The organism is Noviherbaspirillum aerium, from assembly GCF_008929045.1.
GTDB classification, from domain to species: Bacteria; Pseudomonadota; Gammaproteobacteria; order Burkholderiales; family Burkholderiaceae_D; genus Noviherbaspirillum; species Noviherbaspirillum aerium.
Genome location: NZ_VFAH01000003.1, coordinates 125,752 through 141,951, shown reverse-complemented (window position 1 = coordinate 141,951; position 16,200 = coordinate 125,752). Strand labels below are relative to the sequence as shown.

The window sequence follows — 16,200 nt, the reverse complement described above, 5'->3', positions numbered from 1 at the left end:
CTCAGGCTCCCTTCTTTTCGCTCTGCGCCGCTTTCAGGCCACGGTTCAAGTCTTCGATCAGGTCGTCGGCGTCTTCCAGCCCGATCGACAGGCGCATGGTGCCTTCGGTAATGCCGGAGGCCGCCAGCTGTTCGGTGGGCACGCGGAAATGCGTGGTGGACGCGGGATGGATCACCAGCGACTTGGCATCGCCGACATTGGCCAGGTGCGAGAACAGTTTCATCGATTCGACAAAGCGCCGTCCCGCCGCCCGGTCGCCCCGGATACTGAAGGAAAATACCGCGCCGCAACCTTTGGGCAGCAGGGTTTTCGCCAAGGCGTGATCGGGATGGCTTTCCAGTTCCGGATAGGCAATCGACTCCACCGCCGGATGGGCCGCGAGAAACTCGACCACCTTGCGCGTATTGGCGACATGCCGGTCCATGCGCAGGCCGAGCGTCTCGATGCCCTGCAGGATCGCGAACGCGTTATGGGGGCTCATCACGGCGCCGAAGTCGCGCAGGCCTTCGCGCCTGGCGCGCAGGGAAAAGGCGGCGACGCTCGATTCCTCGGAAAACACCATGCCGTGAAAGCCATCGTAGGGCGCGCAGAGCTCGGCGAAATGGCCGGTCTTTTCGTAAGCCTGCTGCCAGTCGAAGGTGCCCCCGTCCACCAGCAGGCCACCGATGGCGGTGCCGTGTCCGCTCAGGAATTTCGTGGCGGAGTGGAAAATCAGGTCGGCGCCGTGATCGAAAGGCTTGAGCAGATAGGGCGTAGTGAAGGTGGCGTCCACCATCAGCGGCAGGTAATGCTCGTGCGCGAGCGCCGCGATGCTCGGAATGTCGAGTACGTCGAGGCCGGGATTGCCCAGGGTTTCGCCGAACAGCACCTTGGTATTGGGGCGGATGGCACTGCGCCAGGCGTCGATATCGCGCGGATCGACGAAGGTGGTTTCGACGCCGAAGCGCTTCATCGTGTAGGCAAGCAGATTCTGCGAACCGCCGTACAGCGCACGGGAAGCGACGACATGCGAGCCGGCGCCGGCGATGGTCGCCAGTCCGAGATGCATGGCCGCCTGTCCGCTGGCCACGGCGATCCCCGCCACGCCGCCTTCCAGCGCCGCGATGCGTTCTTCCAGGACGGCGTTGGTCGGATTGGAAATGCGCGAATAGACATGGCCGGCGCGTTCCATGTTGAACAGCGATGCCGCGTGGTCGGAATCCTTGAAGACGAAGGAAGTGGTCAGGTAGATCGGCGTGGCGCGCGCGCCCGTGACGGGATCGGGCGTGGCGCCGGCATGCAGCGACAGGGTGTCGAAGCCGGGGTATTTGGGGCTGCTCATGATACGTGTGGTCTCCGGTTTACTCTCTATTATTCGGTACTGTTTTGCCTTGCAGGCTGCATCGCACTGCATGGCGCACATGCTAGCACCGAACGCCGGGGGCGGTTGCCGCCGGGGATGAGGGCTGCTCTGGATTTTCGGTTCGTGGTAAGCTACATTTAAACATGCCATAACTACAATTCACGTTGGGATCCATCCATGAAAGTCTCTGAAATCCTCAAAGTCAAAGGCGATATTCTTTATACCGTCACGCCGGACACATCCTTGACCGAAGCGGTCAACACCATGGCTGAAAAGGATATCGGTTCGCTGGTGGTCATGGAGTTCGGGGAACTGGTGGGGATGCTGACTTTCCGCGAAGTCATCAAGACACTGTATGAAAACAAGGGCGAGATCGGCGCGAGCACGGTGCGCAAGCACATGGACGATCACCCGATCACCATTACGCCCGATACGGAGGTCAATGAAGTGCGCCGGCTGATGCTTGAGCGCCATGCGCGCTATGTGCCGGTGGTCGGCGCCAAGACCCTGTATGGCGTGATTTCCTTCTATGACGTGGCCAAGGCGGTATTCGAAGCGCAAAGCTTCGAAAACAAGATGCTCAAGGCTTACATCCGCGACTGGCCGGCGGAAAGCGACGAGTGAGGAGTGTTGTCCGGCTTCATCCGGAAGCCGGTCCTGCATTCGAAATTCGGAGACCGGGATCGGGAAATCCAAAGATCTGGTCACCCAATAATTCAAGAGACAAAAGCCGTTCAGGGATTGCGCCATGAACGGCTTTTTCATGATGGACGCGCCGTCATCCAAAGTACCCGACGTAGCATTTTCCGCGACTTGCCCAGCAAGGGCGCGCACCGACGGACGGCTCGGCTACACTGCGCATGGTGTCGCCATGCACCGGTGAAGGGTGCGGGTCCGGGCTGCCGCAATCCGTTTTCAGAATAGTCAATTCACTTACCTCAATGAGCCAATCCAGCCAGTTTTCCCTGCTTGGTCAACGCCGTTTCGGACCGTTCTTCTGGACCCAGTTCCTGGGCGCGTTCAACGACAATGTATTCAAGACCGCGCTGCTCACCGTCCTCACCTATGACGCGCTGCACTGGACCACGCTGGATTCCGGCTTGCTGAACAACCTGATTCCCGGCCTGTTCATCCTGCCCTTCCTGCTGTTCTCGGCCACCGCCGGACAGCTTGCCGACAAGTTCGAGAAGGGGCGCCTGGCGCGTTATGTGAAGGTGATGGAGATTGCCATCATGGCGGTGGCCGCTTTTGGCTGGATGACCCGCGAGCTCTGGCTGCTGGTGGCGGCGGTGGTCGGCATGGGACTGCATTCCACGATGTTCGGCCCCGTCAAGTACGCCTACTTGCCCCAGCATCTGAAGTCCGAGGAGCTGGTCGGCGGCAACGGCGTGATCGAAATGGGCACCTTCGTCGGCATCCTGCTGGGAGAAGTCCTGGGCGCGCTGCTGGTTGTGTACAAACCGATCGGCATTGAACTGGTGGCCTGCGGCACCATCGGCATCGCCGTGCTGGGCTGGCTGTTCAGCCGGCGCATTCCGCATTCCCCGGCGCCTGAACCGGAGTTGAAGATCAACTGGAATCCGCTTACCGAAACCATGCGCAATCTCCGGTTCACGCGCCAGAATCGATCGGTATTCCTGTCGGTGCTCGGCAACTCCTGGTTCTGGTTCTACGGCGCGGTGATCCTCGCGCAGTTCCCGGTGTATGCCAAGGATTACCTGCATGGCGACCATAGCGTATTCGTCCTCATGCTGACCGTGTTTTCGCTTGGTATCGGCACCGGCTCGCTGCTGTGCGAAAGACTGTCAGGGCACAAGGTGGAGATCGGACTGGTGCCGTTCGGCTCGATCGGCCTGTCGGTGTTCGGATTCGATCTGTATCTCGCCAGCCTGGCGTACACGAATACCGCGATGGTGGACATGACAGGTTTCCTCTCCCAGGACGGCAGCCTGCGCATCCTGTTCGATCTGGTGATGATCGGCGTGTTCGGCGGCTTCTATATCGTTCCGCTGTTCGCCCTGATCCAGACCCGCAGCGACCGCAAGCACATGTCGCGCACCATCGCCGGCATGAACATCATGAATGCCCTGTTCATGGTGGTGGCGGCGCTGTTCGCGATGATCCTGCTGAAGATGGGCTTTACCATTCCCGAACTGTTCATGGCGACCGCGCTGGCCAATGCGCTGGTGGCGATCTACATCTTCTCGCTGGTGCCGGAATTCCTGATGCGCTTCCTGGCGTGGATGCTGATCCATACCGTGCATCGCGTCCAGACCGTGGACAAGGAGCGCATTCCGGAAGGGGGTGCGGCAGTCCTGGTGTGCAACCATGTCAGCTATGTCGACGCCGTGGTCATCATGGCGGCCAGTCCGCGTCCCATCCGCTTCGTGATGGACCACCGGATCTTCAGGATTCCCGTCCTGTCCTGGATCTTCCGCACCGCGAAAGCCATCCCGATCGCGCCGGCCAAGGAAGATCCCTGGCTGATGGAAAAGGCATTTATCGACATCGCGCAGGCGCTGCATGAAGGCGAGCTGGTCTGCATTTTCCCCGAAGGCAAGCTGACCACCACCGGGGAAATGAATGCGTTCCGCAATGGCATCAGCAAGATTCTGGAACGGTCCCCAGTGCCGGTCATTCCCATGGCCCTGCGCGGACTGTGGGGCAGCATGCTGACGCGCAGTCCCGGCAATCCCTTCGGACGCTCATTCCGGCGCGGGCCCTTTTCCCGTCTCTCGCTGGTGGTCGGCGAGCCGGTGCCGCCGACGAAGGCGACGCCGGAGCATCTCTATGAGCATGTGCTGAGCCTGAGGGGCGGCTGGAAGTAGAGGGAGGATGCGGCAAGCCGGCCCTGCGGCTCGCCGCCTGCCGCTCGCCGCATCAGGCGGCGGTGTCCTGCCGCAACAGATCCTCTTCGCCCTGGCGTTGCGGCGCCACCAGAGGCATGGACAGCACGAATGTCGTTCCCATGCCGAGTTCGCTATGGACGCGGATGCGTCCGCCCAGAATCCCGGTCACGATGTTATGGGTAATGTTCAAGCCCAGCCCCGAGCCGCCGGCACCCAGCTTGGTGGTAAAGAAAGGATCGAAGATGCGGTTCAGATTGGCAGCAGGAATGCCGATGCCGTCGTCGGCCACCGTGATTTCGATCCAGCCGTCATTCACCGCTTCCGCGGAGATGTCCACCGTTCCCGAGTGTCTTCCCTCGAATCCATGCAGCAATGTGTTGTTGACCAGATTGGTGATGACCTGCCCGAGCGGACCGGGGTAACTATCCATCTGCAGCGTTTCGGGGATGTCCTGCTTGACGATGAAGGATGTCTTGCGCAGGGTCGGCCAAAGCGTCAGCATGATTTCCGAAACGGCTTCCGCAACGGAGAACCTGCGCCGCTGCGAGCTGGTCTGGTCGACGGCGACCTGCTTGAAACTGGTGACCAGGTTGGCTGCGCGATGCAGGTTGCGCACCAGGATGTCGCCGGCCCGTTCGGCGTCGTGCATGAAGCTTTCCAGCGTCGAGCGCTTCAAGCTGTTGCCTTCGTAAGCCTGGGCGAAGCTCTTGGCCTGGTCGGCCAGCGTGCTCGCCACCATCAGGCTGTTGCCGATGGGCGTGTTGAGCTCATGGGCGACTCCGGCAACCAGCGAGCCGAGCGCAGCCAGCTTTTCGCTGCGTACCAGTTCTTCCTGCGCAATGTTCAGCGTCTGCAAGGTGGAGGCGAGCTCCAGGTTCGCATGCTGGAGCTCCTCGGTGCGCTCGATCACCCGCTGTTCGAGGTTGGCGTTCAGTTCGCGGATTTCATTCTCGATATGGTGCTTGTAAGTCATGTCGACGCACGCGACGATGGCGAAGCTTTCTCCGTTCAGCGAGAAGGTATGCGCCGAGAACTGCGCCAGCACCTTGCCGCCGTCGCCGCGGTTCATCCAGATCTCGCGCCGGCTTCGCGAGACGCCGGTCTGTTCCAGTTCCGCGATGAGCGACGCACCATCGCCCACGTCGCAGTAAAGCCCGATCTCGTCGGCATTGCGTCCCGCGATCAGGTCCCGCTGGCGCCGGAACAGCTGCTCGAACGCATGATTGACGTCCTTGATGGCGTAGCGGCCGTGGATTTCGGTAACGAACATGGCGACCGGCGACCATTCGAAGATGGTGGAAAGCCGCCGTTCGCTGTTGAGCAGTTTTTCTTCGGTGCGCTTGCGTTCCAGTTCCGCCGATGCGCGCTCGCTGAATACCTGGAGCAGCGACTTGACCAGGTCCGGGTTGCCCAGCGGCTCGGAATGCATGATGGCCAGCACGCCGATCGGATTTCCGGCGGTGTCGCGCAGGGGGGCGCCTGCATAGCTTTCCCAGCCTTCCTCAAGCGGACTGGATTGCAGCGGATAGCTGTCGCGTATGCCCGAGGGCACCACATGAAGCTCGCCCGCAAGCGTGCGCGAGCAAGGCGTGCCGATGCTGAGGTAGTCAAAGTCTTCCACCGTATGCCCGCGCACATGGGCGGCAATGGTACGCAGCTTGGCTGTCTCTTCCGGTGCGCATAGCGCAATCAGCGCGCAATCGGTCCGCAGTGCGGAAGCCAGATCCGCCACCAGCAGTTCGAAGAACGATTCGCCGGTCATGTCGTGCGTTCCCTGGGCAAGCCGCATCAATGCCCGGTCGGCTTCGGCCTTGCGTTCCTCCAGCAGGCGCTGGTCGGTAACGTCGCGGATGACTGCCAGCATGTACCGCTCATTGCCGGCGTTGAAGGCTGTTGCGTTCGTCACGCACTTGCGCACGATGCCTGGCTTGGTGCGCATCTCCCACTCGAAGTTGCGCACCATCCGGTCATTGCCGATGGCTTCCAGCAAACCTCTGCGCTGCTCGGGGCGAGCCCAGAGGTGCAGGTCATATGCGGTCTGGCCCACGATTTCCTCGCGCCGGAATCCGGTCAACCCAATGAAGCTTTCGTTGATGTCGATCAGCACGCCATCGCTGACGCGGGAAATGGAAATGGAGTCCGGATTGTCCTGGAAAGCGCCCGCGAATTTGGCTTCCGACAGGCTCAAGGCCTGTTCCGCCCGCCGTTTTTCGGTAACGTCTTCCGCAATGGAAAGCAGCCGCCCGGTCCTGCCGGCATCATCGGCGATATGGGTATGGCTCCATTGGCAGGTGATGACCTGACCGTCGGCGCGAAGATTCAGGCCGATGCTGCTGGAATAGCCCCGGCGTTCGGTGAGCGGGCGGAACAGCCTTGCAAGGCTGTCCGGGCCGGCCTCGTACATGATGAATGAGGCGCTGCGGCCGACAGCCTGTTCCCGCGGATAGCCGAAGATGCGTTCGGCCGCGGCATTCCATTCGATGACCTTGAACTGCGCATCCCATTCGATAATGGCAATCGGGCTCTGCTCGACGAGCGCGCGATAGCGTTCCTCGCGCTCGTGCAGTTCCTGCTCGATGCGCTTGCGCTTGTCGATATCCTCTTCCAGTTCGCGATTCTTTTCATCCAGCTCTTCGAACAGCTTGCCCAGTCGGATGCGGGTATCTTCCATGCGCCGGCTGAGCAGGCCGATCTCGTCCAGCCGCTGCCAGGTGAACGGGATGTCGAGTTCGCGGCTGGCCAGTCGTTCCGCGCCAGCGCCCAGGCGCTGCAGCGGGCGTACCAGGCGGCGATCAAGCAGAATCAGGATGAGTACGATGGAGAGTACGGCCTGCGCCATTACCGCGGCAATGGAGCTGATCAGGCCCTTGATCATGACCTGCCGCAGTTGCGCACTGCCGACCTCGATCTTGACCGAGCCGATCGTATTGCCCCGATACATGACCGGCTTGTCCGCCATGGCGGTAAAGCCGTCGCGGCGTTCGGGGTTTTCGGCGGACACAAAGACGCCGAGCGCGTTGTCCCGCACTTCAATGCGCACGATGTCGGGATTGCGCACCATCATGGCCTCCATCAGCGCATTGCCGCTCTCCTGGTTGATGTTCCACAGCGGTTCCTGCATGCCATTGGAAAGGATGTCCGCATTCTGGTGCAGGACTTCCCAGGTCTGCTTCCTGATATCGTCGGTATATTGCTTGAACCAGGAATATCCGCTGATGAGCAGTACCGGAATCAGCAGGCCAAGCACGACTGTCAAGACAATCGCGCGGCGAAGGGTCAGGGTGCGTCCACTAAACATCGTTGATATCCTGTTCCAGCCAGTGGCGCGGGTAAAAATTCGTTGGTCAAATAATGGACGGGAGTCACGCCGGTACCGCGTCAACAAGGCGCGCCAGGCCTCGGCCTTGCCGTGCTCTTTTCCTTGTCCCGGCATGACTCCGCCCTGTTTGCCTTCAACTCATTTTCAACTCGCACCACTAGAACTATAGATCGGCCCGAAAATAGCCTGGACCGGCCCCCCTCACCCCGGCCCTCTCCCAGAGGTGGAGGGTGAGATCGGCGGCCCGAAAAATGAAGCATTCTTCGGGCCGAATCAATAAGTGATCGCAGGGCAGGGCGTCCTTGCCGCCTGCGAATATGTCCGGTTCGACCGTTTGCCGGTGATCGGAAACGACGCCCCGGATCGGCCTAGGGGTTGTCGCGAAGCCAGCCGGCAAGCTGATCGAACGGCATAGGCCGCGCGAACAGATAACCCTGTGCCAGAGGGCAGCCGAGCGAGGACAGGATGGCGGCCTGGCGTTCATCCTCCACGCCTTCCGCGACCACCGACATGCCGAGATTGCGGCCAAGCTGGATCACCATCTCGGCGATGCTGCTGCCCCGCGACGCACTGGTGATCTCGGTGACGAAGAGGCGGTCGATCTTCAGGCGGTCCGCCTGCAGGCGCTGCAGGTAGCTGAGCGACGAGAAGCCGGTGCCGAAATCGTCAATGGCAATGCTGACGCCGGTGTGCTTGATCCTCCGGAGCAGGTCGATCAGCACATCCGGATCTTCCATCGCGATGGACTCGGTGATTTCCAGCTCGATCTGGGATGCGGGCGCGCCAGTCTCGGCCAGCACGGCCTCAAGCATGTCCAGGAAGCGGGGATGGCGGAATTGCACTTGCGACACGTTGACCGACATGGTGAAGTCGGTGAAGCCGAGCGCCTGCAGCCTGACCAGTTCGCGGCAGGCCTCCCTCAATACGCGCTCGCCGATCTTGATGATCAGCCCGGAAAACTCGGCAATCGGAATGAAACGGTCGGGCGGTATGAAATTGCCGTCCCTGGTTTTCCATCGCAGCAGCGCTTCGGCGCCCACCGCGCGTCGCGTGGCCAGGTCGATCTGCGGCTGATAGACCACGAACATTTCCTGTTCATCAATGGCCGTGCGCAGTGCATGCATCATCCGGACCCGCTCCCGGATATCGACACCCATATTCCGCGTGAAGTAGAAGTGGCCCGCGCGCTGCAGCAGCTTGGCGCGCTTGAGCGCGATGTCGGCATCCTTGAGCGCATCGGCGCCGCTGCCTTCGTAGTCGTCCAGGCGCAGCAGGCCGGCGGTCGCCGTCAATTGCACTTCCTGTCCATCGATCCTGAAGGGCCTGCTGAACAGTTCCAGCAGGATGGAGGGATTGACGAGGCACGCCTCGCCCAGCACGCCGAAGGTGTCGCCGCCGACGCGGCCTACCACAAGCTGGCTGCCGAGATGCTTCTTCAGCCGGGCCGCGACGCCCAGCAGCAGCAGGTCGCCGAACTGATGTCCCAGGGCGTCATTGGTCTCGGAAAAATGGTCGATGTCAACCAGCGCGAGCGTGGCGTCGCCGCGGGCTTGGCCGCCCAGCGCCTTGTCGACGAGTTCCCGGAGGCGGGTGCGGTTCGGCAGTTTGGTCAGCGGATCGTAGAACGCAAAGGTTTCCAGTCGCGTCATCAGCAGGATGTTGTCGAGCCCGACCATGATGTTGCGGCAGAAGACTTCCATCAGGCTGCGGTCGATCTCATCGAGCGGCCTTTCAATATCGAGCACCGCGGCGAAATTGCGGTTGGCGTTGCCTCCGAGGTGGAGCGCCACGCCGTCGGCATCAAAGATGTTGCGGCGCTCCTTGAGAGCGCGCAGCAGCAGACGCTGCAGACGGGCATCCTGCCCCGCATCGAGTGCCGTGTCGGCAGCCGGACTATAGCGGCCCGAGGCGGCGATCACGAACAATTCGCCAGTGCGGTCCCGACCATGCTCCTGAATGCATACCAGGCCGTTGTTGGGAATATCGAAGACGGCCGATGCGTGGTTGATGATTCCGTAGGCGAAATTTTCCAGTCCATGAGCCGTCATCAGATCGGTGCTTGCACGGGCAATCCGGTCGAGGCGGCGTCTGCTGGCATTGATCGCGCGTATCTGCTCATAGGAGCGGATGGCCGTGGCCACAGCGGTGTAGAGCTTGATGCGGGTAAGTTCCGACTTGGTCTTGTAATCGTTGATGTCGAAGTCGCGGATCGCGTCGATTTCAGGCGCGTAACCGGGCTGGCCGGTGCGCAGGATGATGCGGACTTCGCTCAGCTTGAGTTCTTCCCGGATGTGCCTGACCAGCTGCAGGCCGGAGTCTTCCCGTTCCATGACCACATCCAGCAGAATCACCGCCAGATCGCTTTCCGCAGCCAGTATGGTACGGGCCTCCGCGGCCGAATAGGCATGCAGGAATTCGAGCGGGCGCTGCTGCATTTCCAGCTTGCCCAGGGCGAACAGGGTGGCCGTATGCACGTCGGTATCGTCGTCGACGATCAATATGCGCCAGCCATCAGAGGCCGGCGGTGTGTCGAGCGATTCTGGCTCAGCCGGGCCTTCAGCGAGAAATACGAGATCCTCGTCATCGGACATGTCCGACCTGTTCATGGTTTTCTCCAGCAGCCCATCCGGTTCATTCATGTACGTTCATGCATTGCATTCCAGGCAATTAGGAGTGTGAAGGCGCTACCGACACACCGGCTTGCCTCATGCAATCAGCCTGAAAGCCGCAATAGCCGGATCACGCCGGGTGCCGTGTCAAGTATTGCTGGCCTGCAAGCGTTTCTCGGATGTTGCACCATATTCGTTTGGCATGCAATGCGGAAAGTAACGGCGTGCGGTCTCCCTGCGTGCCGGTAGCGGGGAATGTCGCAAATTGGCGCCACTCATTGATTTTTGTGAAACACGGGCATTCATCCAGAAAATGCCATTCTTTTCATTTCGGGGAAAACTGCAACTTGTCTCCCAGGCGACATTTTGGCCGGGCGTTACTGCCGATAAGTTAAAATCACCGTTTTCCCGACTTACTGCATACCATCATGTCCGGCAATACCTTTGGCGCAATCTTTACCGTTACCACTTTCGGCGAGTCGCATGGACCGGCCATCGGATGCGTAGTGGACGGCTGTCCGCCTGGCATGGAGCTGTCGGAAGCGGACATCCAGCCGGAGCTTGACCGGCGCAAGCCGGGCACCTCGCGTCATGTCACGCAGCGCAACGAGGCGGACCGGGTGGAAATCCTGTCCGGCGTGTATGAAGGAAGGACGACCGGTACGCCGATTGCGCTGCTCATTCGCAACGAGGATCAGCGCAGCAAGGATTACGGCAATATTTTGGATACCTTCCGTCCCGGCCATGCCGACTACACCTACTGGCACAAGTACGGAATCCGCGATCCGCGCGGCGGCGGACGGTCCTCGGCGCGTCTGACCGCGCCGGTGGTCGGGGCCGGCGCCATCGCCCGGAAATGGCTGTCCCAGGCCCACGGCATCACATTCATGGGCTGCATGAGTCAGCTCGGCGAACTGGCCATTCCTTTCGAGTCCTGGGATCATGTGCGCCACAATCCGTTCTTCGCCGCCAATGCCACGATGATCCCCCGGCTCGAGGAGTACATGGACCAGCTTCGCAAGGATGGCGATTCCTGCGGCGCGCGCATCGATGTCGTTGCCCGGAATGTTCCGGTCGGCCTCGGCGAGCCGCTGTTCGACAAGCTGGATGCGGATATCGCCTATGCGATGATGGGCATCAATGCGGTCAAGGGCGTGGAAATCGGCGCCGGCTTCAAATCGGTATCGCAGAAGGGCACCGAACACGGCGACGCGCTGACGCCGCAAGGCTTCGCGACCAACAATGCCGGCGGCGTGCTCGGCGGTATTTCCACCGGCCAGGACATCACGGTGTCCATCGCGATCAAGCCGACCTCCAGCATACGCTCGCCGCGTCCGTCGATCGACAAGGCAGGCAATCCGATCAATGTCGAAACCTTCGGCCGCCATGATCCCTGCGTCGGCATCCGTGCCACGCCGATCGCCGAAGCCATGCTGGCGCTGGTGCTGATGGATCATGTGCTGCGCCATCGCGCGCAGTGCGGCGATGTGCGCGTCGACACGCCGGACATCGCGCTGCAGTCAAGGTAGACGCCGGGCGTCATTGCTTTTCCTGCCGGTGACCGGCGCCGATGTATCAAGGGCCGGCCACCGACCGGCACCCTGCAGCAGGCATCCCGGGCGCGCCGGGCCATCCGTTTCCGTCGATATCCTTTCTTGTGCAGCCCGCTTCCTGGTCCCGGCAAACATTCAGTTTCGCGCTGTTTTTCTTTGCCTACTACGGCTATGTCGGCGTCTTCTCGCCCTATGCCAGCCTCTATTTTGCGGCGAAGGGACTGACGGCCACGCAGGTGGGCGTGCTGCTCTCCCTCATGCAGGCCATGCGTGTGATCGGCCCCAATCTCTGGGGCTGGGTGGCTGATCGCCATCAGAGGCGGGCGACGGTTCTGCGTCTGACCGCATTGGCGGCGGTGGTCAGCTTTACCGGCATATTCTTCGGCCAGACATTCGCGCATTTTTTCCTGGCGATGGTGGTGTTCAATCTGTTTGCCAGTGCGCAGAATCCCTTGTCCGAGGCGCTGATCCTTGCCGAAATGCGCGGCGATTACTCGCCCTACGGCAGGTTGCGGCTATGGGGCTCCGTCGGCTTCATTGCCAGCGTCGCCCTTGCCGGTCCGCTGCTCGACCGCTATGGCGTCGATACCATGCCGTGGATCGCTTTCGCGCTGCTGGTCCTGGTGTTCGCCAGCAGTCTGCGCATGCGCGAGACAGCGCATGACGATGGCGCGAAGCCGAAAGCATCATTGCCGGACCTGCTGCGGCGCCGTGAAGTCATCGCCTTTTTTGCGTCTACCTTCCTGATGATCGCGGCGCACGCATCGCTGTACGTGTTCCTTTCCTTGTATCTGGCGCAAATCGGCTATAGCAACACGGTGATAGGCTTGATGTGGTCGGTGGGCGTGGTAGCGGAAATCGTTTTCTTTTTCTATCAGGCACCGTTGTTTCGCCGGTTCGGCGTCAGGCGTCTCATGTTCGCCAGCCTGCTGGTTGCGGCGCTTCGATTCCTGATGATCGGTTTCGGCGCGCAGTCGCTGGTCTTGCTGCTGGCAGCGCAGGCAATGCACGCGGTGACCTTCGGAGTGCACCATTCAGCCTCCATCATCACCCTGCAGCGCTGGTTCTCCGGGCCGCTGCAGGCGCGCGGGCAGGCACTGTTCACCAGCATCTCCTATGGCCTGGGGGGCACCTTGGGCGGACTGGTGCTGAGCGCCCTATGGGATACATTCGGTTCCCAGGCAGTCTATCTGGCGGCAGCTTTGTTTTCACTGGCCGGCGCGCTTGCCGCGGCCTTGTCATATCGATGGCAGAACGATGAGGAGAGACAATGAAATTCAAGACGATGTTCAGGCACGCCGTGTTCGCTTCTTCCATGCTGGCCCTGACCGCATGCGAAACGGTGCAGACGACCCAGGGCGGCGTGGTCGGCGTCAACCGGGAACAGAAGATGGCGGTTTCCGCGGATGCGCTGGAACAGGCGGCACGCGAACAATATGCGCAGCTGATCGCCGAGGAAGCACGCAAGGGAACGCTCAACCGGAATCCTGCCCAGGTTGCGAGGATCAAGGCCATCGCGGCACGGATCGTTCCGCAAACGACGGTATTCCGTCCGGATGCGCGCGGCTGGGCATGGGAAGTCAATGTGCTCACATCGCCCGAAGTCAACGCCTGGTGCATGCCTGGTGGCAAGATGGCGGTCTATAGCGGTCTGATTGAAAAGCTGCAGGCGACGGATGATGAACTGGCCGCGGTAATGGGGCATGAAATCGCCCATGCCTTGAGGGAACATGCGCGCGAGCGCGCTTCGGAGCAGATGTTCGCCAGCGGAGTGATTTCGGTCGGCAGCGCGCTGCTAGGCCTGGGGCAGATCGGACAGCAGGGTGCCCAGTATGCCTACATGGGTCTTGTCGGCCTGCCGAACTCTCGTGCTCATGAAACCGAAGCCGACAGGCTTGGAATCGAACTTGCGGCGCGCGCCGGCTATGATCCCCGGGCTGCCATTACGCTCTGGCAAAAGATGGGGCAGCTCGGAGGCGGCGGCACGCCCAAGTTTCTTTCCACCCACCCGTCGCAGTCCGACCGGCTGAGCGACCTTTCCGCCTATTCGCAACGCGTCATGCCGCTCTACGAACAGGCGAAAAAGACGCGCTGATTGCCAGAAATCCAATAAAACGCCCGCGGCTTGCGCCAGCGGGCATTTTTCATTGGCGGCGTAAGCCGCCTTCCTCGTTTGAGCCTGCTCAACTATGGCATAATCCAAGGCTATTTTCACCGTTTTGCGCTGCTCTGCACGCTCTTGAATATGGTCCGAACGCTCTACGACAAACTCTGGGAATCGCACGTAGTCCATACCGAAGAGGACGGGACTGCCATTCTCTATATCGATCGTCACCTGGTGCATGAGGTGACCAGTCCGCAAGCCTTCGAAGGCTTGAAGCTGGCAGGGCGTCAGCCCTGGCGCATTTCCGCCAATCTGGCGGTGGCCGACCACAATGTGCCGACGACCGACCGCGCCAACGGCATTGCCGATCCGGTATCGCGCCTGCAGGTCGAGACTCTCGACGCCAACGCGAAAAACTATGGCCTGACTTATTTCAGCATGGCCGACAAGCGCCAGGGCATCGTCCATGTGATCGGACCGGAACAGGGCGCGACGCTGCCGGGCATGACCGTGGTGTGCGGTGATTCGCATACCTCCACCCATGGCGCCTTCGGCTGCCTGGCGCATGGCATCGGCACGTCGGAAGTCGAGCATGTGCTGGCGACCCAGACCTTGCTGGCGAAGAAGTCGAAAGCCATGCTGGTGCAAGTCGACGGCGCGCTGCCGTTCGGCGTGACCGCCAAGGATATCGTGCTGGCCGTGATCGGCAAGATCGGCACCGCCGGCGGCACCGGCTATGCGATCGAATTCGCGGGTTCCACCATCCGCTCGCTGTCGATGGAAGGCCGCATGACGATCTGCAACATGGCGATCGAAGCGGGCGCGCGAGCCGGCATGGTCGCGGTCGACGACACCACCATCAATTACGTCAAGAACCGTCCGTATTCTCCCGTCGGGCCGCACTGGGACCGCGCTGTCGATTACTGGCGTACGCTGCATTCGGATCCGGGCGCCAAGTTCGACATGGTCGTTACGCTCAACGCCGCCGAAATCCGGCCCCAGGTCACCTGGGGCACCTCGCCTGAAATGGTGGTCTCGATCGATGACCGCGTGCCCGATCCCGACAAGGAAAAGGATGCCGTCAAGCGCGACGCCATGGAAAAGGCGCTGGTCTACATGGACCTGAAACCCAATACCGCCATTTCCGATATCCGCATCGACAAGGTGTTCATCGGCTCCTGCACCAATTCCCGTATCGAGGACCTGCGCGCCGCGGCCGCGGTCGTGCGCGGCAAGCAGCGTGCTTCCAACGTCAAGGTGGCGATGGTGGTGCCGGGCTCCGGCTTGGTGAAGGCACAGGCCGAAGCCGAGGGACTGGACAAGATCTTCAAGGACGCGGGCTTTGAATGGCGCGAACCGGGCTGTTCGATGTGCCTGGCCATGAACGCCGACCGGCTCGAGCCGGGCGAGCGCTGCGCTTCGACATCGAACCGCAACTTCGAGGGACGCCAGGGGCAGGGCGGGCGCACGCACCTGGTATCGCCCGCAATGGCCGCGGCCGCCGGCGTGGAGGGTCATTTCGTCGACGTGCGCGCCATTCGCTGAGCTGCAGTAAAGGGAGAAAAACATGAAAACAATGTTTGCATTGCTGCTTTCCGCATTGGCCCTGGCCGGCTGCAACACCGTTCAAGGCGTCGGCAAGGATGTGAAGAAGGTCGGCGAAGTGGTGGAAAGCGCTGCGAAGAGATAAACGATAACCGGCCGAAGGCGAAACGGCTTTCTCCCTGAGAGGAAGATCATCGCCGACGCCGTCAAGTTGGAAACCATGGATAAATTTACCGTACATGAAGGGCTGGTCGCGCCGCTGGACCGCGCCAACGTCGATACCGATGCGATCATTCCGAAGCAGTTCCTGAAGTCGATCAAGCGCTCCGGCTTCGGCCCCAATCTGTTTGATGAATGGCGCTATCTTGACCACGGCGAGCCGGGCATGGATAACTCCAAGCGTCCGCTCAACCCGGATTTCGTGCTCAACCAGCCCCAGTTCCAGGGCGCTTCCATTCTGCTGACCCGCAAGAACTTCGGCTGCGGATCGTCACGCGAGCATGCGCCCTGGGCATTGCAGCAGTACGGGTTCCGTGCCGTCATTGCTCCGAGCTTTGCCGATATCTTCTTCAACAACTGTTACAAGAACGGCTTGCTGCCGATCGTGCTGACCGAAAGCCAGGTCGACCAGTTGTTCAATGAAGTCAAGGCATTCCCGGGATATCGCCTGGTGGTCGACCTGGAAGCGCAAGCGGTGCGCACCGTCAACGGCAGCGCCAGCTTCCCGTTCGAGGTGGATGGATTCCGCAAGTATTGCCTGCTCAACGGCCTGGACGATATCGGCCTCACGTTGCGTCAGGCGGACAAGATCCGTGCATTCGAAGAGCGCCACCTGGCATCGCATCCGTGGCTGGCCAACACCATCTAAACGCCTGGCCG

11 protein-coding genes are annotated in these 16,200 nt (G+C 61.2%); 8 read left to right on the top strand and 3 right to left on the bottom strand.

The genetic code is table 11. The features are described 5' to 3' along the window. Position 1 precedes the first annotated feature (1 nt). Complete coding sequence (locus FH061_RS06465; protein WP_151634196.1) at positions 2–1,321, bottom strand: O-acetylhomoserine aminocarboxypropyltransferase; 1,320 nt, start codon at positions 1,319–1,321, stop codon at positions 2–4. A gap of 198 nt (positions 1,322–1,519) precedes the next feature. Here FH061_RS06465 and FH061_RS06460 point away from each other — a divergent pair, with 198 nt between their 5' ends. Together FH061_RS06460 and FH061_RS06455 are read left to right on the top strand one after the other, a co-directional pair. After that, complete coding sequence (locus FH061_RS06460; RefSeq protein ID WP_151634194.1) at positions 1,520–1,966, top strand: CBS domain-containing protein; 447 nt, start codon at positions 1,520–1,522, stop codon at positions 1,964–1,966. A gap of 317 nt (positions 1,967–2,283) precedes the next feature. Next, a complete protein-coding gene (locus FH061_RS06455) occupies positions 2,284–4,170 on the top strand; it encodes an MFS transporter (protein ID WP_151634192.1) in 1,887 nt (628 codons plus the stop codon). Between the two features lie 52 nt (positions 4,171–4,222). Here the strand turns inward: FH061_RS06455 and FH061_RS06450 are convergent, their stop codons facing one another. Both FH061_RS06450 and FH061_RS06445 read right to left on the bottom strand, forming a co-directional pair. Further along, complete coding sequence (locus FH061_RS06450; protein ID WP_192804944.1) at positions 4,223–7,489, bottom strand: PAS domain S-box protein; 3,267 nt, start codon at positions 7,487–7,489, stop codon at positions 4,223–4,225. Between the two features lie 389 nt (positions 7,490–7,878). Beyond that, complete coding sequence (locus FH061_RS06445; RefSeq protein WP_225984514.1) at positions 7,879–10,149, bottom strand: putative bifunctional diguanylate cyclase/phosphodiesterase; 2,271 nt, start codon at positions 10,147–10,149, stop codon at positions 7,879–7,881. A 398-nt stretch (positions 10,150–10,547) separates the two neighbouring features. On the opposite strand from FH061_RS06445, the gene aroC reads away from it, so the two are divergent. The 6 genes from aroC to leuD all read left to right on the top strand — a co-directional run bounded on the left by aroC (position 10,548) and on the right by leuD (position 16,189). After that, entirely contained in the window at positions 10,548–11,648 is a 1,101-nt protein-coding gene (aroC, locus tag FH061_RS06440) for a chorismate synthase (RefSeq protein ID WP_151634188.1), read from the top strand. 41 nt (positions 11,649–11,689) lie between these two features. Further along, positions 11,690–12,946: an MFS transporter gene (locus FH061_RS06435; protein WP_151634186.1), complete on the top strand. Its 1,257-nt coding sequence runs from the start codon at positions 11,690–11,692 to the stop codon at positions 12,944–12,946. Next, positions 12,943–13,767 carry a M48 family metallopeptidase gene (locus FH061_RS06430; protein ID WP_151634184.1) on the top strand — a complete coding sequence of 275 codons (825 nt, stop codon included), beginning with the start codon at positions 12,943–12,945 and terminating at the stop codon, positions 13,765–13,767. The genes FH061_RS06435 and FH061_RS06430 overlap by 4 nt, the downstream gene beginning before the upstream one ends. Before the next feature lie 150 nt (positions 13,768–13,917). Beyond that, the gene (gene leuC / locus FH061_RS06425) at positions 13,918–15,321 is read left to right on the top strand and encodes a 3-isopropylmalate dehydratase large subunit (protein ID WP_151634619.1); all 1,404 of its coding nucleotides are present in this window, start codon (positions 13,918–13,920) and stop codon (positions 15,319–15,321) included. A 22-nt stretch (positions 15,322–15,343) separates the two neighbouring features. Continuing rightward, positions 15,344–15,466 carry an entericidin A/B family lipoprotein gene (locus tag FH061_RS06420; RefSeq protein WP_151634182.1) on the top strand — a complete coding sequence of 41 codons (123 nt, stop codon included), beginning with the start codon at positions 15,344–15,346 and terminating at the stop codon, positions 15,464–15,466. A gap of 75 nt (positions 15,467–15,541) precedes the next feature. Beyond that, positions 15,542–16,189, top strand: coding sequence for a 3-isopropylmalate dehydratase small subunit (leuD, locus tag FH061_RS06415; RefSeq protein ID WP_151634180.1), 648 nt, complete (start codon positions 15,542–15,544; stop codon positions 16,187–16,189). The last annotated feature ends 11 nt before the right edge of the window (positions 16,190–16,200 follow it).